This is a genomic window from Pseudomonas mendocina (assembly GCF_003008615.1).
Taxonomy (GTDB): domain Bacteria; phylum Pseudomonadota; class Gammaproteobacteria; order Pseudomonadales; family Pseudomonadaceae; genus Aquipseudomonas; species Aquipseudomonas mendocina_C.
Genome location: NZ_CP027657.1, coordinates 1047183 through 1068702, shown reverse-complemented (window position 1 = coordinate 1068702; position 21520 = coordinate 1047183). Strand labels below are relative to the sequence as shown.

The window sequence follows — 21520 nt, the reverse complement described above, 5'->3', positions numbered from 1 at the left end:
CGGTATTGCATGGCTCTAGCTCGCAAGATCGTAGATATTTTTGAGTATTCCAATGAGCGATGCGATTTCCTTCCGCCCGATGACCGAGGCGGATCTCGATGCCGTGCTGAAGATCGAATACGCCGCCTTCAGTCATCCGTGGACGCGCGGTATCTTCACCGACAGCCTCAAGTCCTATAACTGCTGGCTGATGTTCGAGGGCAATCAGCAGGTTGGTCACGGCGTGATCAACCTGATCCTCGACGAAGCGCATCTGCTCAATATCACCGTCAAGCCGGAAAGCCAGGGCCGCGGCCTCGGCCTGCGCCTGCTCGAACACCTGATGAAAGAGGCTTACGAGTTGGGCGGGCGCGAGTGCTTCCTAGAAGTGCGCGCCAGCAACCAGAGTGCCTATCGCCTGTATGAGCGTTTCGGCTTCAACGAGGTGGGGCGTCGCCGTGACTACTACCCGGCGGTCGGTGGGCGCGAAGATGCGCTGGTGATGGCCTGTACGCTGGTCGATTGAGGCTTTGGGGTAGCAGGCGACGATCCGTTCGCGAAGCGACGGCAGGCGATGACGAAGGTAATTGGCGGACTGTTCGCTTGCGCTCCTGAGGCCGACCTACGGTGCTGGTCGATTGAGATGAAGCTCGGTTGCTTCGTCTTGGGTGGTGCGCACGGCGCACCCTACCCGTAGCTCCTGAGTCCGCCCTGGGGCGTTGGTCGATTGGGATGAAGTCGGATACTGCGTCCTGGACAGTGCACCCTCCCCATAGGGTGCGCCGTGCGCACCGAAATTTCCGCCACTCACCCCAGATGCCCGTCTACCCGCGCCTGGCACAGCATCGGCGCGTAATACCAGGCGAACAGCGCGAAGGCCACGCCCCAGCATACTGCTGCCAGCCATAGCCAGCCGCTGCCGGCGGCGACCCGAATCAGCGCGCCCAGATTGAGCAGGCCGAAGGCCCAGGCCATCGCTTTGGGCGGTTGCAGGGCGCGGCCGGTATGGCCAAGGCTGACCCGCGCCATCATCGCCAGGATCAGTCCGCCCATCGCACCCACCGCCAGCGCGTGGCTGGCCAGGCTGGGTTGTGCCAGCCAGCCCATGTGCCAGGCGGCCATGCCGAGTGTGGCGAGCAACAGCCAGGCGTAGCCCAGGTGCAGTGACCACAGCAGCGGTACGCGCCAAATGCCGCGCAGGTACCAGCGCCACAGGCGCAGACCATGCAGCACGCTCAGCGCGATGAAGGGCGTTGCCAACCATGGGCTGGCCCGCAGGTTATGTCCGCTGGCGAACAGCGCCGCGACCAGCACGCCGCAGACCAGTAGCAAGCGATCCAGCCAGGGATGGGCGGCGAAGGCCTCGGCCCGGCCCAGGCCACGCTGGGTGAAGAAGGGAATGACCCGCCCACCGATCAGGCTCAGCATGACTGCAATCAACCACAGTGCGGCCAACGCTCCGCGGCGTTGCAGGTCGTCGTTGCCCTGCAACAGGCCGGCGAGGTTGAGCGACTGGCACAGCGCAAGCAGGCTCAGCACCAGCAGAATCGGGTAGTTGTTGCGCTGCCTCGCTGCGATCAACTGGCGTGCCATCTGCGCGATGAACAGGCCGATAAAGGCCAGTTGCAGCCCGGTCAGCACCGCCAGCGGTACGGACACGAACCAGGCCAGGCGTGCCGCCAACCACACGCCGAACAGGCTGATCAGAGGCCATCCGCTCAGGCCTGGGCGGCCTGTCCAGTTCTGCACGGCAGTGAGCAAGAAACCGGCGATGATCGCCAGGCCGAAGCCGAAGGGCATCTCGTGCCGGTGCCAGGCCAGCATGCCGCCGGGCACCGCCAGGCCTGGTACGCCATGCAGCACCGCCGCCCAGAGGGCAACGGCGAGCAGGGCGAACAGGGCGCCAGCGAGAAAGAACGGGCGAAAGCCCAGGCGCCATACCGGCGGGATGCTTAGTGCCTGTTTGCGATCAAGCAATTGCATGAACACCGCCCCTCTCTTTCAGACGCTCCTGCGCGATCAGGCGCAGCACATAGCCGATCTTCAGCAGGCTCGGGCCGATCAGCGTCAGGCCGTGCGCCAACACCAGTGTCGGCACATTCAGGTAGCGTTCCAGGCCATAGGCCGCCAGCAGTCCCAGAAGTAGCAGAAAAAGACCACTCCAGAGCAGTTGGCTGGACAGGTGCAGAATGTGCGCGGGTGGAAGGTTCAGCGGGTACATGGTTCACCCCCTCATCGATCAGCTATCCAGGGCCGAAGCCGGGCCGAAGAATTCGTAGCGGCTCTGCTCGTCCGGTACGCCCAGCGCCTGCAGGTGGCGTTTGACCTGAGCCATGAAAGGTTTCGGGCCGAGGAAGTAGGCGTCCAGATCGCGATCAGCCGGCAGCCATTGCGCCAGCAGATCGCGGCTCAGCAAGCCGGTGGCGTCGGCTGCATCGCCCTCACGTGGTTCGCTGTAACAGACGTAGTGGCGAATCTGCGGATGCTCGGAGGCATGGGCATCGACCCAGTCGCGGAAGGCATGTACCTCGGCATTGCGCGCGCAGTGGATGAAGTGGATCGGCCGGCCGCTGTGCCGTGCCGCGTCGAGCATGGCCAGTGCCGGGGTGATGCCGACGCCGGCGCTGATCAGGGCCAGCGGCTTGTCCGACGCGCTCAGGGTGAACTCTCCTGCCGGTGGGAACAGCTCCAGCTCGTCGTCGACCTGGACATTGTCGTGCAGGTGTTTGGAGACCCGGCCGCCCGGCTCGCGCTTGACGCTGATGCGGTACTCGCGACCGTTGGCCAGGGCTGACAGCGAGTAGTTACGGCGCACTTCCTCGCCGTCCAGCAGCAGGCGCAGGCCGATGTACTGTCCAGGTTGGTAGTCGAGCAGGGCACCACCATCGACAGGTACCAGATGGAAGGAGGTGATCTCGGCGCTCTCGATGACCTTGCGTGCTACGCGGAAGGCCCGCGCGCCGCGCCAGCCACCAGGCGCCGTAGCGTTGTCCTGATAGAGCTGTTCCTCGGCACCGATGAAGATATCGGCCAGTTGCTGGTAGGCCACGGCCCAGGCCTCGATCACCGCATCGGTGGCGATCTCGGCGCCCAGCACTTCGCGGATTGCGCGCAGCAGGCAACTGCCGACGATGGGGTAGTGCTCGGGGAGAATCTGCAGGGCGACGTGCTTGTTCACCACCTGGCGCACCAGCGGGCCGAGGGCTTCGAGGCGGTCGATATGGCGGGCGTACATCAGCACACCGTTGGCCAGAGCGCGTGGCTGATCACCACTGGCCTGATGTGCCTGGTTGAACAGCGGGCGCACCTCGGGGTACTCGCCGAGCATCATCCGGTAGAAGTGCGTGGTCAGCGCTTCTCCACCGCTTTCCAGCAGGGGCACGGTGGCTTTGATCAGGTCGCGTTGAGCGTGGGTCAGCATATGGGGTATCTCCGCAAGGCAAGTAAAAGACGCCGGTGTGGCTCGTATGGCCAGTTGTGGCGTGCTAGCGTTAGCGGTAGATACCTTTCAGAAAGCGTGCCATTTAAATAATCTTTAAATATCAATGGTTTGCTTATTTTGCTGTGTTAATGACTCGCCTTGCATGTGGGTCATAAAGACAAAGAGTAGTCTTAATGACCGCTAATCCTCTGCTGGAAACTCTGATTCCCCTGGTCGCCGATCTGTCCCGTGAGCTGGATGACGGTGAGCGTTACCGCCGCCTGCTCGCCGCCTTGCGCCATCTATTCCCCTGCGATGCCGTGGCGCTGCTGCGGTTGGATGGCGAAATTCTGGTGCCGCTGGCGGTCGAGGGGTTGAGCGCCGATACCCTGGGGCGACGTTTCAAGGTCAGCGAGCATCCGCGTCTGGCGGCGTTGCTGGAGCACACCGGGCCGACCCGTTTCGCTGCTGATTGCGGCCTGCCCGACCCCTATGACGGCCTGGTCGATGGGCTGCATGGCCACCTGGAGGTGCACGACTGCCTCGGTTGCCCGCTGTACCTGGACGAGCAGCTCTGGGGCCTGCTGACTCTGGACTCGCTCGATCCGGCCAGCTTCGGTCGCTTCGAGCTGGACAATCTGGAGGCTTTCGCCAGCCTGGCTGCGGCCACGGTCAAGGTCAGCCAGCGTATCAGCGGCCTGGCGCAGCGAGTGGAAGCCGAACGCCAGCTCACCGAGTTGTACAAGCAGACGCGTCAGCAACCGCGCGAGTTGGTGGGGCAGAGCGCGGCGCTGCGCAAGTTACAGGACGAGATTCGTCTGGTCGGCGATAGCCCGCTGACCGTGCTGATTACCGGCGAGACCGGTGTGGGCAAGGAGTTGGTGGCCGAGGCGATTCATGCCGCTTCGCCGCGTGCGCAGCGGCCGCTGGTCAGCATCAACTGCGCGGCGCTGCCCGATGCGCTGGTGGAGAGCGAGCTGTTCGGCCATGTGCGCGGCGCCTTCTCCGGGGCGATGAGCGAGCGCAGCGGCAAGTTCGAGTTGGCCGATGGCGGTAGCCTGTTCCTTGACGAGGTGGGCGAGCTGCCGTTGGCGATCCAGGCCAAGCTGCTGCGTGTGCTGCAGAGTGGTCAGCTGCAGCGGGTCGGTTCGGATCGCGAGCACCGCGTCGATGTGCGGGTGATCGCCGCCACCAACCGCGACCTGGCGGCCGAAGTGCGTGCCGGACGTTTTCGCGCCGACCTCTATCACCGCCTGAGCGTCTATCCGCTGCCGGTGCCGCCGCTGCGCGAACGCGGTCGCGATGTGTTGTTGCTGGCCGGCTACTTCCTCGAAGAGAACCGCGCCCGGCTCGGGCTGCGCAGCCTGCGCCTGAGCCCTGAAGCGCAGAAGGCCTTGGTCGGCCACGACTGGCCGGGCAACGTGCGCGAGCTGGAACACCTGGTTGGTCGTGCGTCCATCAAGGCGCTGGCGCGTCATGGCGAGCGACCGCGAATCCTCAGCTTGGACGTGCAGGATCTGGACTTGCCGAGCAGTGAGGCGAGCGCAGCCGTCGAGGCCGTGTTGGCGTCCGGCGAGCCGGTACCGGAAGGCGTGGAGCTGCGTCCGGCTGTGGATGCTTTCCAGCGCCAGTTGATCGAACAGTGCCTGGCGCGTCATCAGGGCAAGTGGGCCGATGCCGCGCGGGAGCTGGGCGTGGATCGCGCCAACCTCAGCCGCTTGGCCAGGCGGCTGGGCATTCGGTAATCGGATGGTGGGAGGGGCTTCAGCCGCGACTCGCTCAGGTCGCGGCTAAAGCCCCTCCCACAGGTTTATCCCTGCTGAAACACTAGGGCCTTCAATCCGCTTTCGGGCGAGATGTCTGGAAACTCCGGTGGGTTGTTCAGGCGTTCGATGAAGCGTAGTTGCGATGCTTCGGCGGCCATGCCCTCAATGAGAAAGTCCGGGCCGATATCCGGGTCATTGACGCAGGCCAGCACGATGCCGTGCTCGGTCAGCAACTCGGGTAGGCGACGGAGAATCTTGGCGTAGTCCTGGGTGAGGGCGAAGCTGCCTTTCTGAAAACTCGGCGGGTCGATGATCACCAGATCGTATGGCCCGCTTTTGCGCACTTTGCCCCAGGACTTGAACAGCTCGTGACCGAGAAATTCCACTCGGCTCAGGTCATGCCCGTTCAGGCGGTGGTTTTCACGCCCGCGTGACAGGGCTGCGCGCGCCATGTCCAGGTTGACCACGTGCGCGGCACCGCCGGCGATGGCCGCGATGGAGAAGCCGCAGGTGTAGGCGAACAGGTTGAGCACGCGCTTGCCGGCGGCCTGTTCGCGCACCCACTGGCGGCCCAGGCGCATATCGAGGAACAGCCCGCTGTTCTGCTTGCTGCCCAGGTCGAGCAGGTAGTGCAGGCTGTCCTCGATGATGGGCCAATGCGCCTGCGGCTCGCCGGCCAACCATTCGCTCTCGCTGCCGTGTACATAGCGGTGCTGCAGCAGCAGGCCGCGCGCACCGCTGGCCTGCCATAGCGGCGTCTCCAGCAGTTCCATGAGCAGCGGTCGCAGCGCCGGCGACGGCTCGCGGAACAGCATCACCAGCACCATGCCGGACAACCAGTCGATGGTGATCTGCTCCAGTCCTGGCCAGCAGCGGCCACGGCCATGGAACAGGCGGCGCGTTTCGGTGCCGGGGTGGTTTTCCAGTGCCTGCAGCAGGTGCTCGCGCAGGACGGCGAGTGGCGTGTCAGTCATCGCGGGTCAGCACTTCCAGCAGTTCGATCTCGAAGGTCAGGTCGGAGTTGGGCGGAATCGCGCCCATGCTGCGCTCGCCATAACCCAGATGCGCCGGCACCTGCAGCTTGCGCTTGCCGCCGACCTGCATGCCCATCAGGCCCTGATCCCAGCCCTTGATCACCCGGCCAGTGCCTATCACGCACTGGAACGGCTTGCCGCGCGACCAGGACGAGTCGAACTCGCTGCCGTCGGCCAGCCAGCCGCGATATTGGGTGGTGATCAGGGCGCCCTTGACCACGGCCTTGCCGTTGCCGGGTTGCAGGTCTTCGATGATCAGTTCGTCAGTCATGTCAGGTTTCCTTGCGGTGACGGTTTTGGCTGGCCTGCACGGAGCGTTCGGCGGGTACGCGCAGCTGAGTCAGCAGGTAGTCGGCGAAGGTCGGCGCATAACTCTGTAGAGCGATGGCGCCGGCCATGCAGCTCAGCCAGCTTTCCGCCAGCGCCTGGTCGATTGGCCATTGGGCATGGAAGGCCGGGATGCTGATGCTGCCGTATTTTTCGGCAAACAGGCGTGGGCCGCCCAGCCAGCCGCTGAGAAAGCACGCCAGCTTGTCGCGTGAGGCGCTCAGGTCGGCCGGGTGCAGGGCTCGCAGGGCGGCAGCCTCGGGGCGTTCGTTCATCAGCCGGTAGAAGTCGTCGACCAGATGGCGCAGGCCGTCGATGCCGCCGGCGGCCTGGTAGGAGGCATCGCCGGTGCCGTAGGGAGGTGTGTGGCTCATCGCGTTGTTCCGCGGAAAAGGCGCCATTGTAACCGCTGGCGTAGAATGGCCGGCCAGTTTGAAGTACATGCCCTGTGGGAGGGGCTTTAGCAGCGACGGTCGCGGCTAAAGCCCCTCCCACAAGTAGCCCATAAGCACCGAGTTTGAATCCGTAGCCCAATCCCGATGATGCAACCCCAGCAAGGCTTCGTGCTCAGCCGCCATTGGCGCGATACGCCGGAGGGCACCGAGGTGGCCTTCTGGCTGGCGACCGATGCTGGCCCGCGTCAGATACGCCTGCCGTGCCAGGAGACGGTGGCCTTTATCCCCGCCGAGCAGCGCGCCTGGGCCGAGCCGTTGTTGCGTAATGAGAAGGGCGTCGAGCTGCGCGAGCTGGCCTTGCGCGACTTCAAGCGCCGCCCGGTGCTGGGTCTGTATTGCCGCCAGTACCGCCAGTTGCTGCAGTTGGAGAAGAAGCTGCGCCAGGTCGGCGTCGACGTCTACGAGGCCGATATTCGCCCGCCGGATCGCTACCTGATGGAGCGCTTTATCACCGCCAGCGTGCTCTTTGACGGTATCGAGCAGCCGGACGGCAGCCTACTGTGCAAGTCGCTCAAGCCCGCCGCCGATTACCGTCCGACGCTGCGCCTGGTGTCGCTGGATATCGAGACCAGCGCCCGTGGCGAGCTGTATTCCATCGCCCTGGAGGGCTGCGGCCAGCGCCAGGTGTACATGCTCGGCCCGGCCAATGGCGACGCCAGCATCGTCGACTTCGACCTGGAGTACTGCGACAGCCGCAAGGCGCTGCTCGAGCGCCTGAATGCCTGGCTGCAGCGGCATGATCCGGACGCCATCATCGGTTGGAACCTGGTGCAATTCGACCTGCGGGTGCTGCGCGATCACGCTGAGCAACTGAAGGTGCCGCTGCTGCTGGGGCGTGGTGGCGACGTGATGGGCTGGCGCCAGCACAACAGTAGCCAGCACTACTTCGCCGAGGCGGCCGGACGGTTGATCATCGATGGCATCGAGGCGCTACGCTCGGCGACCTGGAGCTTCCCTTCGTTCAGCCTGGAATCGGTGGCGCAAACCCTGCTCGGCGAGGGCAAGGCCATCGACACGCCCTATGCGCGGATGGACGAGATCCAGCGCATGTTCGACGAGGACAAGCCGGCGCTGGCGCTCTACAACCTCAAGGACTGCGAGCTGGTCACGCGCATCTTCGCCCACACCGATCTGCTCGCTTTCCTGCTGGAACGCTCCAGCGTCACCGGCCTGGCCGCCGACCGCAGCGGTGGCTCGGTGGCGGCCTTCACCCACCTGTACCTGCCGCCCATGCACCGCTTGGGCTACGTCGCGCCGAACCTCGGCGATATTCGTGGCGAGAACAGCCCCGGCGGTTTCGTCATGGACTCGCACCCCGGCCTGTACGACTCGGTGTTGGTACTGGACTACAAGAGCCTGTATCCGTCGATCATCCGCAGCTTTTTGATCGATCCGCTGGGCCTGGTCGAAGGGCTGCACCAGCCGGATGACGAACACTCGGTGGAAGGCTTTCGCGGCGCGCGTTTCTCGCGTACCCGGCATTGCCTGCCGGCCATCGTCGAGCGCGTCTGGCAGGGCCGTGAAGTGGCCAAGCGCGAGGGCAACGCGGCCTTGTCGCAGGCACTGAAGATCATCATGAACGCCTTCTATGGTGTGCTCGGTTCCAGTGGCTGCCGCTTCTTCGACCCGCGCCTGGCCTCGTCGATCACCCTGCGCGGGCATCAGATCATGAAACGCACGCGCGAGCTGATCGAAGCCGAGGGGCATGCGGTGATTTACGGCGATACCGACTCCACCTTCGTCTGGCTCGGCCGCGCCCATGACGAGGATGAGGCGACGCGCATCGGTCGTGTGCTGGTGGCGCGCGTCAACGCCTGGTGGCGAGAACATCTGCAGCACGAGTACGGTCTGACCAGCGCCCTGGAGCTGCAATTCGAGACCCATTACCGGCGCTTTCTGATGCCCACCATTCGCGGCACCGAGGAGGGCAGCAAGAAGCGCTATGCCGGCTTGGTACTCAGCGCCGATGGTAGTGAGCGCATGGTGTTCAAAGGGCTGGAAACGGTACGCACCGATTGGTCGCCGCTGGCCCAGCGCTTTCAGCAGGAACTGTACCGACTGGTGTTCGCTGACCAGCCCTACGAGGACTACGTGCGCGACTACGTGAAGCGCACCCTGGCCGGTGAGCTGGACGAGCTGCTGGTCTATCGCAAGCGTTTGCGTCGGCGCCTCGACGACTACCAGCGCAACGTGCCGCCGCACGTACGCGCCGCGCGCCTGGCCGACGAGCACAATCAGCGCCTGGGCCGGCCCTTGCAGTACCAGCGCGGCGGCTGGATCAGCTACCTGATCACCACCTGCGGGCCGCAACCGCTGGAGCGCCTGCTGTCACCGGTGGACTACGAGCACTACATAAGCCGCCAGTTGAAACCGGTGGCCGATGCCATCCTGCCGTTCGTCGGCGGTGAGTTCGAGCGGTTGGTCGACGGGCAACTCGGGCTGTTCTGAAAAACTCCGGCCGCCGCTCTGGGCAGAACCTCCGCGTCGAGAAACGGGCGACTTGCCGTGAAATACTTTGCAAAATTCGCCCCATTGAGCGGCGTTCGCGGCCTGAGTATCTTTGCGCCCGTGATGCCGGGCCCCTCTGGCGGTTAATACCGCGATGTCGGAATCACAGTCTGTTCAATCTGACTGTAGGAGGGGCTCATGACTGCCCTAGAACCGTTCCTCTTCGCCGACTTCCTCGGCACGGCCACCTGGTTGTGGCTGGTCTTCATCGCTGTCGTCATCTCCCTGCTGGCCTTCGACCTTGGCGTGCTGCATCGCGATAACCGCGAAATCGGCGTGCGCGAGAGTCTGTTGCTGTCCGCCGGTTACATCACCGCAGGCCTGCTGTTCGGTGTCTGGGTGTTCTTCCAGAAAGGCGGCGACGCCAGCATGGATTACGTCACCGGCTTTCTGATCGAGAAATCGCTGTCGATGGACAACGTGTTTCTCATGGCCATGATCTTCAGCTTCCTCGCCATCCCGCGGCAGTACCAGCACAAGGTGCTGTTCTGGGGAATCATGGGCGTGCTGGTGCTGCGGGCGATCATGATCGGCCTGGGCGCTGCGCTGATCCACGAGTTCGCCTGGATCCTCTACGTGTTCGGCGCCTTCCTGTTCTTCACCGGTGTGAAGATGCTGTTCTCCAAGCTGGACGCCGAGCCTGACCTGGAAAGCAACGTGCTGGTGAAATTCCTGCGCAAGCACCTGCGCGTGACCGACGACCTGCACGGCGAGCGCTTCTTCATCCGTCAGGACGACGGCAAGGGGCGCAGCGTGCTGTGGGTGACGCCGCTGTTCCTGGCGTTGATCCTGATCGAGTGCGCCGATCTGATGTTCGCCATCGACAGCGTACCGGCGATCTTCGCCATCACCCAGGATCCGTTCATCGTCTACACCTCGAACATCTTCGCCATCCTTGGCTTGCGCGCCCTGTACTTCGCCCTGGCGGCACTGATCCACCGTTTCGCCTACCTCAAGTACGCGTTGGCGCTGGTGCTGGTGTTCATCGGCGCCAAGATCTTCCTGGTCGGCATCATCGGCAAGATCCCGGCCGTGGTGTCGCTGAGCGTGACCCTGGGCCTGTTGATCGGCGGCGTGCTGCTGTCGCTGTACAAGACCCGTGGTCAGCCGCCCGCCAAGCTCTGACGGACAAGCTTTTCGCCCGGCCACGCCCCACGCGTGGCCGGGCTTTCGACACTGGAGAAACCTGATGTACAAACCTTGGAAACACCGCCTAGCGCCTGCCGCACTGGGCCTGGCACTGATCGCCCTGGTCGGCTGCGATGCTGCCGAGCAGTCCGCGCAGAAATTGGCCGAAGAGGCGAAAAAGGAAGCCCAGGCGCTGATCAGTGACTCGGTTGGCGAGGTGGTCGATGAGGTCAATCGCCAGGTGGATTCCCTGCAGGAATCCACCAACCGCGCCCTGGGTAAAGAAGGCGAGGAGCAGGCCGAGAAGGACGATGAAGCCGAGCCACAGAAGGCGGATCAGCTCGAGGCCCAGGGCGTCGAGACCTGAGGTCGCAACGCCCTGTATCGAGACGGCGGGGTGGGCTAGTTGCCTGCCCGCGCGACTTCCTCCATCACCAGTGCCCGCAATGGGGCTGGGCCGAATTCACGCAGCGGCTGGCCATTGACGAAGAAGGTCGGCGTGCCGCGTACACCTACGGTCTGCACATCCTGCATGTCGGTCTTCAAGATGGCGTCGATAGCCGGTGAATGCATCTCCTCGCGTGCCTTGGCTACGTCCAGACCGACTTTCTCGGCTGCCTCCCAGGCCTTGGCGGCGCTGGCGTCGTCATGCCATTGCGGCTGGGCCTGAAGGATAGCGTCGAGCACCGGCAGATAGATATCCTGCTTGCGCGCGGCCTCCAGCAGGCGCGCGGCTTGCTCCGAGGCCTGGTGGAACAGGGTGTAGCGGATCACCAGACGCACGCTTTGTGGATTCTCGGCGAGTATCTGTTTGACGTAGGGGTGGAATGCCCGGCATGCCTCGCAGGACGGATCGAAGAACTCGACGATGGTGACCGGGGCCTTGGCCGGCCCGACCACGGGGGAGTGGAAACGTACCAGGTTGCTGCTGTCCTGAACCGGATGTGGGGCTTCGGTGTGCTGCTCCGAGGGCGCCAGCCCCTGGTAAAGCAGGGCCGCACCAGCGAATACGGCAAGAATCAGCAGGCTGAGGGTGACGACCAGGGTTTTGCGGGTCATTGCAGGGTTCTCCGGCGAACGATGAGCAGCAGGATGGTGATCAGGGCGAAAGTGGCCAGGGCCAGCAAAGGCAGCGGCAGGCCGAGGATGGTCATGTTGGCATCGGTACAGGATGGGCCGCTGGCGCTGCACGGCTGGATGCGCTGCGGGATGATGCCGAAGTACAGCAGGCTGTGGCCGAGGGCGATCAGTCCGCCAATGACCGACAGCGGCAGGGCGTAGTGCCAGACGGCGAAGTCCGCGCGGTAGCAGGCCACGGCGAGAATCAGGGCCAGCGGGAACATGAAGATGCGCTGGAACCAGCACAGTACGCAGGGCGCCTGCCCCATGACCTCGCCGATGAACAGGGCGGCGAGGGTGGCGGACAAGGCCAATAGCCAGGCCAGCAGTAAAGGTGTCCAGGCAGGAGAGGGTGGTGTGGTACTCATCGACGGGGCTCGTGGTTGAGGGCAGGCAACCCCGTTGAGGTCGCCAATCGGGCGCCGAGTGAACACCCTGAAGCGGCTACAGGGTCAAGCCGCGAAAGCGAATGGCGGCTGACGGCCGGTACGCCTTCTCGCCGGGGTTCTGCTATTCTGCGCGCCTCTTTGGGGAGTAGCCTGCCGTCGCGTTAGCCTCGGCGCGTTGGTCAACATTCTCGGCAACCTGCCGTGGCCAACGCATCCGCTGGGATTGGTGAGACCAACGACAGTCCTGTGCCAGGTCGGGCGCGCAGTGGCTTGTCGTTGACTCAGGCCCGGCTGGAGTTTCCCTTGAATCCTCTCTCGCTGCTTCTTCTGTCCTTCGCCATGTCGACGGATGCCTTCGCGGCTGCCATCGGCAAGGGCTCGGGCCTGCACAAGCCACGCTTTGCCGAAGCCCTGCGCGCAGGGTTGATCTTCGGCACCATCGAAGCCATCACGCCGATCATCGGTTGGCTGATCGGCCAGGCGGCCAGCCGCTTCGTCCTCGAGTGGGATCACTGGATCGCCTTCATCCTGCTGGTCGGGCTCGGCCTGCATATGATCCATGCCGGGCTCAGCACCGATGAGGACGAGCCAGAAGATCGACCCGCGCGCCATTCCTTCTGGGTACTGGCCATCACCGCCGTGGCCACCAGCATCGATGCGCTGGCTGTCGGTGTGAGCCTGGCGTTCGTCGAGGTGAACATCCTGGTTGCAGCACTTTGTATCGGTCTGGCCACCTCCCTCATGGTGACATTGGGCATGTTGCTCGGTCGTATGCTCGGTCAATTGGTTGGCAAGCGCGCCGAGATACTCGGCGGCGTGGTGCTGATGCTGGTTGGCGCGACGATTCTCTACGAACACTTTGCGAGTCTGTAAACATGAACATGTCTCTGCGTTTGCTGAAAAACGCACTGCTGGCTGCTGCCGCGCTAGTCGCCGCCGCCCTGGTGTTCTTCGCCTGGCAGTATTTCTTTCCCGTGCAGGCCGCCAATGGCTGGTCATATCGCGTTGCCTACGACAGCGTGCAGAAGGCTGCCGGGCTAGCGCGGGCTCCGGGCGGCGGCATCCTGGTCAGCCAGGAGCTGCAGGATGGCCGCGGCAGCATCCTGCTGATGCAGCCTGATGGCGAGCGCGAGGTGGTGGTTCAGGGCCTGTCCAAGCCCGATGGTCTGCTCAGCGCCCGTGGTGGTCTGGTCTTCAGCCAGGAGGCGGGCGACAAGCCAGTTAGCTTCCTGTTGGGCGAACGCGTCTCGGCGCTGTTCGAAGGCGACCAGGTGCAGGGGCTGTGGGACGATGGCCACTACCTGTATGCCATCGAGGATCGCAAGGGCAACGGCCGGCTGTGGCGCTATCGCTGGGATGACCAGCAACTGAGCGTGGTGCGCGACAACCTGTCGGAAACCGAGTCGATCACCCGCTGCACGGACGGGCGTATGCTCTACAGCGAAAAGGAAACCGGGGTGATTCGCGAGTTGCGCGAGGATGGCCGCGATCCCGTGGTGATCGATGGCCTGCGTAACCCGACGTTCCTGTTGTGCGACGAGCAGGGCTTGTGGATCAGCGAGGACTCGACCCATCGCGCCCGTTTGCTGCTGGTCGATGCGCAGGGCGAGCAGACCACCGTGCTGTCCTTCCTCAAGGCGCCGCAGACGATCCTGCCGCTGGACGACGGTCGTTACCTGATCGCCGAAGGTGGGCGTGATCGGGTGCTGGAATTGAGCCTGAACAAGGATGACGGTTTCCGTCACGAGCTAGACAGCTCGGCCAAGCACGAAGAAGCGGCCGAGGAGGAGTAGAACGTACTCAAAGGCGCGGGTGGTTGAGCCATTCCAGCAGTACCAGCAGCCCCAGACCTGGCGACAGCGCCAGTACAAGCAAGTCCAGGTTGCTTAGGAATAACTCGTGGAAAATCTCGCCTGGTGTCCAGGTGTTGCCGTAGGCGCTGGCGAGCAGGTTGACGGCGCAGTACGCCGCAAACGCAGCGCACAGAGCGAAGACCAGCAGCACCGTCACGGGTTGAGCGCGCCGCAACAGACCGCAGGCGGCCAGCAGAAACAGCGCGAATGCGGGTAAGCAGGCCAGCACCAGCTCGATGGCGAGATGGCCGTCTGGCTCCGTCAACAGCGGCCAGGCCAGTACCTGGCACGCTTGCTGTAACTGGCAGGTCAGCAGACCGATGAACAGGGCGGTGCCTGGCAGCAGGCACAGCCCCTGTAGCAGCCGAATCAGCGTGGTTCGCATGTGGATAACCGTGCTGGGCTGAGCAGCGCTTCGCTGAGGCCGAGCTGCTGTAGCGACGGCGGCAGTGGCTGCCGACGGATCAGTGCTGCGCAGGCGTGGCCCATGGCGGCACTGGTCTGGATGCCGTAGCCGCCCTGAGCCGCGATCCAGAAGAAATCATCCGCCTGGGTGTCGAAGCCGCCGACCAGATCGCCGTCGGCGACGAAACTGCGCAGGCCTGCCCAGGTATGCGCCGGGCGGCGAATCCGTAGCGTGGTGTGGCACTCGATCTGATGGATGCCCAGAGCGATGTCCAGCTCTTCCGGTTGCACGTCATGCGCTGTCACCGGGTCGGCATTGGCTGGCGAGCCCAGCAGCAGGCCGGCATCGGGCTTGAAGTAGAAGGATTCTTCGAGGCTGACCAGGGCTGGCCAGGCTTGGCAGTCGACGCCCGCCGGGCCATCGAAGGTGAATGCTGCACGGCGTTTGGGTTGCAGGCCGATACCGGGCAGGCCGGCCAGATGTGCGATCTCATCGCACCAGGCGCCTGCCGCGTTGATCAGCACGGCCGCGCGGTAGCGTTGCCCTGCGCAATCCACTTGCCAGCCGCCTGCCTGGCGGCTGATCGTCAGCACCTCGCGGTTGCAATGAATCTCCCCGCCTTGCTGGCGGATGCCGCGCAGGTAGCCCTGGTGTAGCGCCGCGGTATCGATATCGGCGGCGCTGGGGTCGAACAGAGCGCCATGCACGAGTTCACGGCGCAGCACCGGAACCAGTGCGCAGGCTTCGTCAGCGCTGAACAGGCGAGCCTCGGCGACATGTTCCCGGGCCTGCTCGTACTGGCGCTGCAACTCGCTGGCGTCACCGCTGAAATCCACCACCAGCTCGCCACGCGGCGTGAGGAGGGGATGTTCGGCAAAACCGGCTGGTGGCGCGTCGAAAAAGGCGCGGCTGGCGGCGGTCAGCGCGCGTACCTGCGGCGTGCCGTAGGCCACGGTATACAGTGCCGCCGAGCGCCCTGTGGAGTGATAGCCGGGCTGCGCTTCGCGTTCGAGCAGGAGTGTCTTGCCGTGGCTGGCGAGGAAATAACCGGTGGAGGCGCCAGCAATGCCGGCGCCGATGATCAGGTAATCGCAGTGCTGCATGGCGTATCGAATCAACTGGATCAAATGAAAAAGGCGAAGCCGGAGGGCTTCGCCTTTGTTCTGTCTGCGCCGCCTCAGTGCTTGCGCGGTACCGGTTTGAGCAATTCGTCCGGCGGCATTTCGCACTGGATCTTGCGGCCGATCAACTCCTCGATCGGCGGCAGGGCGAAGGCGTCGTCTTCACCGGCGAAGCTGATCGAGGTGCCGCTGGTGCCGGCACGGCCGGTACGGCCGATGCGGTGCACGTAGTCGTCCGGGTCTTCCGGCAGGGTGAAGTTGATCACGTGGCTGATGGCGTCGACGTGAATGCCGCGGCCGGCCACGTCGGTGGCGACCATGACGCGGATCTTGCCTTCACGGAAGCCTTCCAGCGCGCGGATGCGCTTGTGCTGCGGAATGTCACCGGACATCTGCACGGCGCTGATGCCGTCGCGGGTCAGACGCTCTTCGATACGGCGCACTTCGTCCTTGCGGTTGGCGAAGACCATCACCCGCGTCCAGTCGTTCTGGCTGATCAGGTTGTACAGCAGCTTGTACTTGTCGGCCGAGGCCACGGCGTAGACGTGCTGCTCGACGGTGTCGCTGGCGACGTTCTCCGGCTCGATCTCGACGATGGCCGGGTTGACCGTCCACTGCTTTGCCAGGTTCATCACGTCTTCGGTGAAGGTGGCAGAGAACAGCAGGGTCTGGCGCTCGCCCTTCATCGGCGTCTGGCGGATGATTTGGCGCACCTGCGGGATGAAGCCCATGTCGAGCATGCGGTCGGCTTCGTCGAGCACCATCACCTCGACCATGTCCAGGTGCACCTCGCCGCGCTGGTTGAAGTCAAGCAGGCGGCCGGGGGTGGCCACGAGGATGTCGCAGAAGCGCGATTCCAGCTGCTTGAGCTGCTTGTCGAAGTCCATGCCGCCAACGAATTGCATGACGTTGAGGCCGGTGTACTTGGTCAGCTCGGCGGCGTCCTTGGCGATCTGCACCACCAGTTCACGGGTCGGCGCGATGATCAGTGCACGTGGCTCACCCATGTAGCGTTCTTTCGGCGGCGGGGTCTGCAGCAACTGGGTGATGATCGAGATGAGGAACGCGGCAGTCTTGCCGGTTCCGGTCTGGGCGCGACCGATGGCGTCCTGGCCCTTGAGGGTGTAGCCCAGTACGCCCGCCTGAATCGGCGTGCAGTAGGGGAAGCCGAGGTCGTGAATGGCATGCATCAGCTCGGGAGCGAGCTTGAAGTCATGGAAGCGCGTCTTGCCTTCGGCCGGTTCGACCACGAAGTCTTCCAGTTTCCAGGTGTTTACTGGCTTGGCCGGGCGCTCGCGGCGGGGTTTGTCGGCCTTGGGCGGACGGGCCTGGCCTTCCTGAGCGGCAGCGCTTGTCTCAGGTTTGCGTGATGGTTTGTCTTTGCGGCCAGGCTTTTCCTGGTCGCCGGCCTTGGCCTGGACGGGTGTTACGGGCGTAGGTGCCGGTTGTGGCTGCTCGCCTTCGGCTTTGCCGAACATTTTCTTGAGTGCTTTGAGCACGGGCTTCTCATCGATTGGTTAAGGAGTCAACGCCCGCCAGTGTAATGCAAGACGCGGGCGTGGCGAAGTGCTTCGCTCGCGTCTGTCAAGAGGGCAGCGCGTCGCGCGTCTCATTTCTCCGGCAGGCTGGCCAGCAACAGGCGCTGCACGTTACCACCCATGATCGCGGCGATGGCCGTATCGTCGAAGCCTGCTTTCTGCAGGCCTTCGGTAATCTGCGCAAGGCCGGTGACATCGAATGGCGTATGCACGGTGCCGTTGAAATCCGAGCCCAGGGCAACGTGTTCGACGCCAACCTTGTCGGCGGTGTAGCGGATGGCTTTGACGATGGCGGCGACCGAGGTGTCGCACACGGCTGTGCTCCAGTAACCGATGCCGATCACTCCGCCCGTGGCAGCGATGGCCTGCATGTGCTGGTCACTGAGGTTGCGCGTGCCGGCGCAGGTGCCTTCGACGCCGGTATGAGAGACCAGCACCGGGCGCTTGGCCATGGCCAGTACGTCGTCGATCAGCGGGCGTGAGGCGTGGGCCAGATCCACCAGCATGGATTTCTCTTCCAGGCGTGCGATGACCTGGCGACCCAATGGGGTCAGGCCACCTTTCTTCAGGCCATGGGCGGAGCCGCCGACTTCGTTGTCGAAGAAGTGGGTGAGGCCGGCGATGCGAAAGCCGGCGTCATACAGCATGTCGATGTTCTCCAGTTTGCCTTCGATGGGTTGCAGGCCTTCGGTGGCGAGCAGACCGGCGACGCGGCGCGGATCCTGTTGCCAGGCTTCGACGAAGCGGGCGAGGTCGCCACGCGTGCGGATCAACACCAAGCGGCCGTCGCTGTCGGCCGCGGCGTCCTTGAGCTTCTGCGCCTGATACAGCGCACGTTGCAGCAGGCTGCTCCAGGTTTCCCGCGGCCAGCGCTGGGCCATGGCCAGCAGGGTGATGTTGTCGCTGTCGGCGCCGTTGCTCTCCATGTTCAGGCCGCGTGGGGTTTTGGTCACGGTGGAGAACACCTGCAGGCCGAGTCGGCCCTCGAGCATGCGTGGCAGATCGGAGTGGCCGTAGTCGTAGCGCTTGAGCAGGTCTCGCTCCCAGAGCAGGGCGTCGTCGTGCAGGTCGGCGACGAACAATCCCTGGTGCAACTTCTGCGCGCTGGCGCTGGCTGGATAGGGTGGCGGGCTGGCCACACTGTTCATCTGTGCGTCGAGTATCTGGGGCAGGCCCAGAAAGGCGAGGGCGGAAAGAGGGACGAGCAGAAGCACAGCGATCAGCAGTTTGCGCATGAGAAGCCATCCGGGCGTGTTGTTATGCCGGGCACTCTAGCAGGGAAGCGGCGTGCACGGCGCACCCTACGGTAGGGCGTGTCGTGCGCACCAAACAAGACGGCTCAACCGCAGAGGCAGTTACGCCCTTGCTGCTTGGCCTGGTACAGCGCGGCATCGGCGCGGGCGATCAGGCTTTGCAGGCTGTCCTGGTGCTGCATCTGTGCCAGGCCGATGGAGATGGTCACGCCGGGCAGGACGCCGACCGGTGAGTAGAAGGAGGCGATCTGCTCCAGGCTCACGCGCAGACGCTCACCGATGCTGCGTGCCTCCAGATCACTGATCTCGGGCAGCACGATGACGAACTCTTCACCGCCGAAACGCACCAGGCTGTCCTTGGGTCGCAGTTGACTGCGCAGCGTGTGTGCCACCAGGCACAGGGCATAGTCGCCGGCCAGGTGGCCGTGCTGGTCGTTGTAGGCCTTGAAGTGATCGACATCCAGCATCAGCAACGACATCGGTTCGTCATTGAAGGCGCAGCGGGTGCTCTCGCGCTCGAACACGTGCTCGAGCCAGCGCCGGTTGAAGCAGCTGGTGAGGGTGTCGACGTTGGCGTTCTGTTCGCTATCGAGGATCAGCCGGTTGCCCTGGCGCACTCGCTCGCACAGCAACTCCAGCAGGTTCTGCATCATTTGTGGCGATTGCTGGAACAGTGCGACCAGCGATTCACGGTGCAGGCGCAGCACCGTGGAGGGGCACTCGGCTACCACGTAGGCAGAGGGATGCTCATTGTCGATGAAGCTGATCTCGCCGGCGCAGTCACCGACTTCCAGGGTACTGACGGCCTGGTTATCCAGCGAGCCGAGGTAGACCCGGAGCTGGCCTTCTATCAGCAGGTAGAGGTGTTGGTTGCGGTTGAAGGGGGATAGCAGGACTTCGCCGGCCTCCAGCTCGCAGGCACGAAACTCTCGCAGCAACTGATCCAGGCTGCTGACTGCGACTTTCTGGAACAGTCGCAACTCTCGAACTTGTTGCAGGTCTGCCTGCCAATGCGCCGGTTTCATCGCGGTCTTGTCGGGCCTGTCTGGGCGTCGAGGCCGGATGGCATCGCAAACGCTCCGTGTCGTGGTCATGAACGAGTTTCGACATTATTCCCGCGCTGAAGGCGTGGCAATGCTTGCCCAAAGTTGGGCCGACCAGTGGTGCGGTGTTGATGCCAGGCTGTTAACTGGCGCGCGTCCTTGCGCGCTCGGCGTCACGATACAAGGTGGATGCGGTGCCCTACGGCATAGCCTGCCAGGCGCTCGCCAATGGCAGGCACAAGTGCCTGTTCCTGGCTGGGCAGGTGGATATGGGCCAGTTGCCCGGCCTTGTCGTCGCTCAGTACCTCGACCTGAATGGCTGGATGCAGATCGATCAGTGCGGCCTGGTAGACACGGGTAATGGCATCGAAGCGCAGCGCCGGTTTGAATGTCTTGCCTACCGCGGTCAGCGGAATGGCGTCGATGATCCAGGCGTCTTTGGGCACGGCGGCGCGCTCGGGGATATGCGCGGCGGCATGCTCGAGCAGTTCGGCTTCGCTGACCTCGGTGCCGGGCTTGAGCTGGATGTAGACCACCGGCAGTTCACCGGCTTTCTCGTCGGGTTTGCCGACGGCGGCGGCCATGGCCACGGCGGGATGCTTGTGCAGGGCCTCCTCGATCATCTGCGGGTCGATGTTGTGACCGCCGCGAATGATCAGATCCTTGCTGCGTCCGGTCAGCCAGATGTAACCCTCCGCATCGACACGGCCGAGGTCGCCGGTGTTGAACCAGTCGCCATCGACCCAGATGCCGGCATTCTTGCTCGCCTGCAGGTAGCCCTTGAACACCGTGGCGCCACGGATGCACAGGTTGCCGATTTCGTTGGGCGCGGCCTCGCGCAGGTACTGTCCCTGTTCGTCGAGCACCTTGATGCTGACTGCGCAGTAAGGCATCGGCAGACCGATGGAGCCAGGACGGCGCTCGCCCGCCGGCGGGTTGGCACAACTGCCGCAGGTGCCTTCGGTCAGCCCATAGCCTTCGAGCAGGGCCAGGCCGGTCTTGGTCTCGAACTGGCGAATCAGCTCCACCGGCATCGGCGCGGCGCCGCACAGGGCGTACTTCAGCGAGGACAGGTCATAGCCTTCGCTGGGGATCTGCAGCAGGCCGGCATAGATAGTCGGTACGCCGCTGAAGAAACTCACCTTGTGGCGCTCGATGACCTTCCAGAAATTGCTGATCAGCGTGGTATTGCGATAACCCTGCGGTGTGGCCAGCAACACTTCCGCACCACCGATAAAGGCCGTAAGGCCGGTGACGATGACGCCATTGACGTGAAACAGCGGCAGGCCGCACAGCGTCACGTCGCCTGAACCGAAACGGGTGACCAGGTTCATGCTGTAGGCCATCGCCACTTCGTTGCCATGGCTATGCGGCGCCAGTTTCGGTGTACCGGTGGTGCCGCCGGTATGGAAGTAGCTGGCGATGTCGTCTGCTGCGATCACACGGCCGCTTTCCAGATGGTCGGCGGGGCAGTCTGCGATGGTCGCGTCGAAGTCCAGTACGCCCTCAGGCAACGGCCCGCGTTGCGCCTTGATGGCGCTGCGCTGAGGTTCAGGCAGCAGGTTGGCCATGTCCACACAGAGAATCGCCTTCAGCTCCGGCAGTTGTTCACGCAGGGCGTCGACCTTGGCCCACAGGTCGGTGCCGGGGAAGGGCGCCAGGGTGACCAGCAGTTCGGAGTCGGATGCATGGATCAGCTCGGCGATATGTTCTTGATCGAGCAGCGGGTTGATCGCGTTGACGATGCCCGCCGCTTCGCCGCCCCAGATGGTGTAGTGGGTCTGCGGCAGATTGGGCAACAGGAACGACACGGCCTTGCCCGGTTGCAAGCCCAGGCGGTGGAAGGCATTGGCGGTTTGGGTGATCTTGCCCAGCAGTTCGCGGTAGTTCAGGCGCAGTGGGGTTTCTTCGCCCGTGCCCTGGAGGATGAACGACAGGGCTGGAGCGTCGGGGTGGGCCTGTGCCGTGCGGCGGATCAGCTCATAGGTGCTCGGTGGCAGGTCGCGTTCGGCGAGCGGGGTGCGCTCGATCGTTTCGATGTCCTGCTTTGTGCGGATCAGGGGCGCTGTGCTCATTCGTGCTTCTTCTCCGGGGCGGGTTGCCAGCATGTAGGGTATCGCCGTGCGCACCGGGTCGAATCCGGTGCCGGCTCTGTGGTGCGCAGGGCGCACCCTACGGCA

General features: G+C 64.1%; 21 protein-coding genes and 1 riboswitch. Of the genes, 7 read left to right on the top strand and 14 right to left on the bottom strand.

All coding sequences use genetic code 11. From position 1 onward, the window contains the following. Positions 1–52 precede the first annotated feature (52 nt). The gene (gene rimI, locus C7A17_RS05010) at positions 53–505 is read left to right on the top strand and encodes a ribosomal protein S18-alanine N-acetyltransferase (RefSeq protein WP_021488733.1); all 453 of its coding nucleotides are present in this window, start codon (positions 53–55) and stop codon (positions 503–505) included. A 281-nt stretch (positions 506–786) separates the two neighbouring features. Here the strand turns inward: rimI and C7A17_RS05005 are convergent, their stop codons facing one another. Genes C7A17_RS05005 through hmpA form a run of 3 tightly spaced genes read right to left on the bottom strand, consistent with a single transcriptional unit; the run spans position 787 to position 3400 of the window. Then, positions 787–1962 (bottom strand): NnrS family protein, encoded by a 1176-nt coding sequence (locus tag C7A17_RS05005; protein ID WP_106736986.1) that lies wholly within the window; start codon positions 1960–1962, stop codon positions 787–789. Continuing rightward, positions 1949–2200, bottom strand: coding sequence for a transmembrane sensor/regulator PpyR (locus tag C7A17_RS05000; RefSeq protein ID WP_106736985.1), 252 nt, complete (start codon positions 2198–2200; stop codon positions 1949–1951). Before C7A17_RS05000 ends, C7A17_RS05005 begins: the two co-directional genes overlap by 14 nt. A gap of 18 nt (positions 2201–2218) precedes the next feature. Beyond that, positions 2219–3400 carry an NO-inducible flavohemoprotein gene (hmpA, locus tag C7A17_RS04995; protein ID WP_106736984.1) on the bottom strand — a complete coding sequence of 394 codons (1182 nt, stop codon included), beginning with the start codon at positions 3398–3400 and terminating at the stop codon, positions 2219–2221. Positions 3401–3594: 194 nt separating this feature from the next. On the opposite strand from hmpA, the gene norR reads away from it, so the two are divergent. Then, complete coding sequence (norR, locus tag C7A17_RS04990) at positions 3595–5145, top strand: nitric oxide reductase transcriptional regulator NorR (protein WP_106736983.1); 1551 nt, start codon at positions 3595–3597, stop codon at positions 5143–5145. Between the two features lie 65 nt (positions 5146–5210). Here the strand turns inward: norR and C7A17_RS04985 are convergent, their stop codons facing one another. From C7A17_RS04985 to C7A17_RS04975, 3 genes are read right to left on the bottom strand one after another with little or no spacing between them, the layout of a single operon-like run. Then, positions 5211–6140, bottom strand: coding sequence for a class I SAM-dependent methyltransferase (locus C7A17_RS04985; protein WP_106736982.1), 930 nt, complete (start codon positions 6138–6140; stop codon positions 5211–5213). Further along, positions 6133–6471: an FKBP-type peptidyl-prolyl cis-trans isomerase gene (locus C7A17_RS04980; RefSeq protein ID WP_106736981.1), complete on the bottom strand. Its 339-nt coding sequence runs from the start codon at positions 6469–6471 to the stop codon at positions 6133–6135. Before C7A17_RS04980 ends, C7A17_RS04985 begins: the two co-directional genes overlap by 8 nt. 1 nt (position 6472) lies before the next feature. Further along, entirely contained in the window at positions 6473–6901 is a 429-nt protein-coding gene (locus C7A17_RS04975) for a group II truncated hemoglobin (RefSeq protein WP_199796392.1), read from the bottom strand. 168 nt (positions 6902–7069) lie between these two features. Between C7A17_RS04975 and C7A17_RS04970 the strand changes: the two genes are divergently transcribed. From C7A17_RS04970 to C7A17_RS04960, 3 genes are all read left to right on the top strand, one after another. Then, positions 7070–9430, top strand: coding sequence for a DNA polymerase II (locus C7A17_RS04970; protein ID WP_106742741.1), 2361 nt, complete (start codon positions 7070–7072; stop codon positions 9428–9430). 198 nt (positions 9431–9628) lie between these two features. Next, positions 9629–10615: a TerC family protein gene (locus C7A17_RS04965; RefSeq protein WP_106736979.1), complete on the top strand. Its 987-nt coding sequence runs from the start codon at positions 9629–9631 to the stop codon at positions 10613–10615. A 64-nt stretch (positions 10616–10679) separates the two neighbouring features. Then, complete coding sequence (locus C7A17_RS04960) at positions 10680–10985, top strand: hypothetical protein (RefSeq protein WP_106736978.1); 306 nt, start codon at positions 10680–10682, stop codon at positions 10983–10985. Between the two features lie 35 nt (positions 10986–11020). Here the strand turns inward: C7A17_RS04960 and C7A17_RS04955 are convergent, their stop codons facing one another. After that, positions 11021–11677 (bottom strand): DsbA family protein, encoded by a 657-nt coding sequence (locus C7A17_RS04955; RefSeq protein WP_106736977.1) that lies wholly within the window; start codon positions 11675–11677, stop codon positions 11021–11023. Then, a complete protein-coding gene (locus tag C7A17_RS04950; protein WP_106736976.1) occupies positions 11674–12105 on the bottom strand; it encodes a disulfide bond formation protein B in 432 nt (143 codons plus the stop codon). The genes C7A17_RS04955 and C7A17_RS04950 overlap by 4 nt, the downstream gene beginning before the upstream one ends. 154 nt (positions 12106–12259) lie before the next feature. After that, a riboswitch (yybP-ykoY riboswitch) is annotated at positions 12260–12424 on the top strand. Positions 12425–12429: 5 nt separating this feature from the next. Between C7A17_RS04950 and mntP the strand changes: the two genes are divergently transcribed. Together mntP and C7A17_RS04940 are read left to right on the top strand one after the other, a co-directional pair. Then, positions 12430–12999 carry a manganese efflux pump MntP gene (mntP, locus tag C7A17_RS04945; protein WP_106736975.1) on the top strand — a complete coding sequence of 190 codons (570 nt, stop codon included), beginning with the start codon at positions 12430–12432 and terminating at the stop codon, positions 12997–12999. A gap of 2 nt (positions 13000–13001) precedes the next feature. Further along, complete coding sequence (locus C7A17_RS04940) at positions 13002–13919, top strand: hypothetical protein (RefSeq protein WP_234035885.1); 918 nt, start codon at positions 13002–13004, stop codon at positions 13917–13919. Positions 13920–13926: 7 nt separating this feature from the next. Here the strand turns inward: C7A17_RS04940 and C7A17_RS04935 are convergent, their stop codons facing one another. From C7A17_RS04935 to C7A17_RS04910, 6 genes are all read right to left on the bottom strand, one after another. After that, a complete protein-coding gene (locus tag C7A17_RS04935; protein WP_106736974.1) occupies positions 13927–14364 on the bottom strand; it encodes a hypothetical protein in 438 nt (145 codons plus the stop codon). Next, positions 14349–15488 carry an NAD(P)/FAD-dependent oxidoreductase gene (locus C7A17_RS04930; protein ID WP_106736973.1) on the bottom strand — a complete coding sequence of 380 codons (1140 nt, stop codon included), beginning with the start codon at positions 15486–15488 and terminating at the stop codon, positions 14349–14351. Before C7A17_RS04930 ends, C7A17_RS04935 begins: the two co-directional genes overlap by 16 nt. Before the next feature lie 74 nt (positions 15489–15562). Further along, entirely contained in the window at positions 15563–17005 is a 1443-nt protein-coding gene (gene rhlB / locus C7A17_RS04925) for an ATP-dependent RNA helicase RhlB (RefSeq protein ID WP_106736972.1), read from the bottom strand. A gap of 110 nt (positions 17006–17115) precedes the next feature. Beyond that, entirely contained in the window at positions 17116–18279 is a 1164-nt protein-coding gene (locus tag C7A17_RS04920) for a dipeptidase (protein WP_106736971.1), read from the bottom strand. A gap of 104 nt (positions 18280–18383) precedes the next feature. Further along, positions 18384–19322 carry a GGDEF domain-containing protein gene (locus C7A17_RS04915; RefSeq protein ID WP_106736970.1) on the bottom strand — a complete coding sequence of 313 codons (939 nt, stop codon included), beginning with the start codon at positions 19320–19322 and terminating at the stop codon, positions 18384–18386. Between the two features lie 191 nt (positions 19323–19513). Further along, complete coding sequence (locus tag C7A17_RS04910) at positions 19514–21415, bottom strand: acyl-CoA synthetase (protein ID WP_106736969.1); 1902 nt, start codon at positions 21413–21415, stop codon at positions 19514–19516. Positions 21416–21520: the final 105 nt, after the last annotated feature.

Coding starts and splice junctions, on each gene's coding strand:
- rimI (WP_021488733.1), top strand. CDS start 53: ATGAGCGATGCGATTTCCTTCCGCCCGATGACCGAGGCGGATCTCGAT.
- C7A17_RS05005 (WP_106736986.1), bottom strand. CDS start 1,962: ATGCAATTGCTTGATCGCAAACAGGCACTAAGCATCCCGCCGGTATGG.
- C7A17_RS05000 (WP_106736985.1), bottom strand. CDS start 2,200: ATGTACCCGCTGAACCTTCCACCCGCGCACATTCTGCACCTGTCCAGC.
- hmpA (WP_106736984.1), bottom strand. CDS start 3,400: ATGCTGACCCACGCTCAACGCGACCTGATCAAAGCCACCGTGCCCCTG.
- norR (WP_106736983.1), top strand. CDS start 3,595: ATGACCGCTAATCCTCTGCTGGAAACTCTGATTCCCCTGGTCGCCGAT.
- C7A17_RS04985 (WP_106736982.1), bottom strand. CDS start 6,140: ATGACTGACACGCCACTCGCCGTCCTGCGCGAGCACCTGCTGCAGGCA.
- C7A17_RS04980 (WP_106736981.1), bottom strand. CDS start 6,471: ATGACTGACGAACTGATCATCGAAGACCTGCAACCCGGCAACGGCAAG.
- C7A17_RS04975 (WP_199796392.1), bottom strand. CDS start 6,901: ATGAGCCACACACCTCCCTACGGCACCGGCGATGCCTCCTACCAGGCC.
- C7A17_RS04970 (WP_106742741.1), top strand. CDS start 7,070: ATGCAACCCCAGCAAGGCTTCGTGCTCAGCCGCCATTGGCGCGATACG.
- C7A17_RS04965 (WP_106736979.1), top strand. CDS start 9,629: ATGACTGCCCTAGAACCGTTCCTCTTCGCCGACTTCCTCGGCACGGCC.
- C7A17_RS04960 (WP_106736978.1), top strand. CDS start 10,680: ATGTACAAACCTTGGAAACACCGCCTAGCGCCTGCCGCACTGGGCCTG.
- C7A17_RS04955 (WP_106736977.1), bottom strand. CDS start 11,677: ATGACCCGCAAAACCCTGGTCGTCACCCTCAGCCTGCTGATTCTTGCC.
- C7A17_RS04950 (WP_106736976.1), bottom strand. CDS start 12,105: ATGAGTACCACACCACCCTCTCCTGCCTGGACACCTTTACTGCTGGCC.
- C7A17_RS04940 (WP_234035885.1), top strand. CDS start 13,002: ATGAACATGTCTCTGCGTTTGCTGAAAAACGCACTGCTGGCTGCTGCC.
- C7A17_RS04935 (WP_106736974.1), bottom strand. CDS start 14,364: ATGCGAACCACGCTGATTCGGCTGCTACAGGGGCTGTGCCTGCTGCCA.
- C7A17_RS04930 (WP_106736973.1), bottom strand. CDS start 15,488: ATGCAGCACTGCGATTACCTGATCATCGGCGCCGGCATTGCTGGCGCC.
- C7A17_RS04920 (WP_106736971.1), bottom strand. CDS start 18,279: ATGCGCAAACTGCTGATCGCTGTGCTTCTGCTCGTCCCTCTTTCCGCC.
- C7A17_RS04915 (WP_106736970.1), bottom strand. CDS start 19,322: ATGAAACCGGCGCATTGGCAGGCAGACCTGCAACAAGTTCGAGAGTTG.
- C7A17_RS04910 (WP_106736969.1), bottom strand. CDS start 21,415: ATGAGCACAGCGCCCCTGATCCGCACAAAGCAGGACATCGAAACGATC.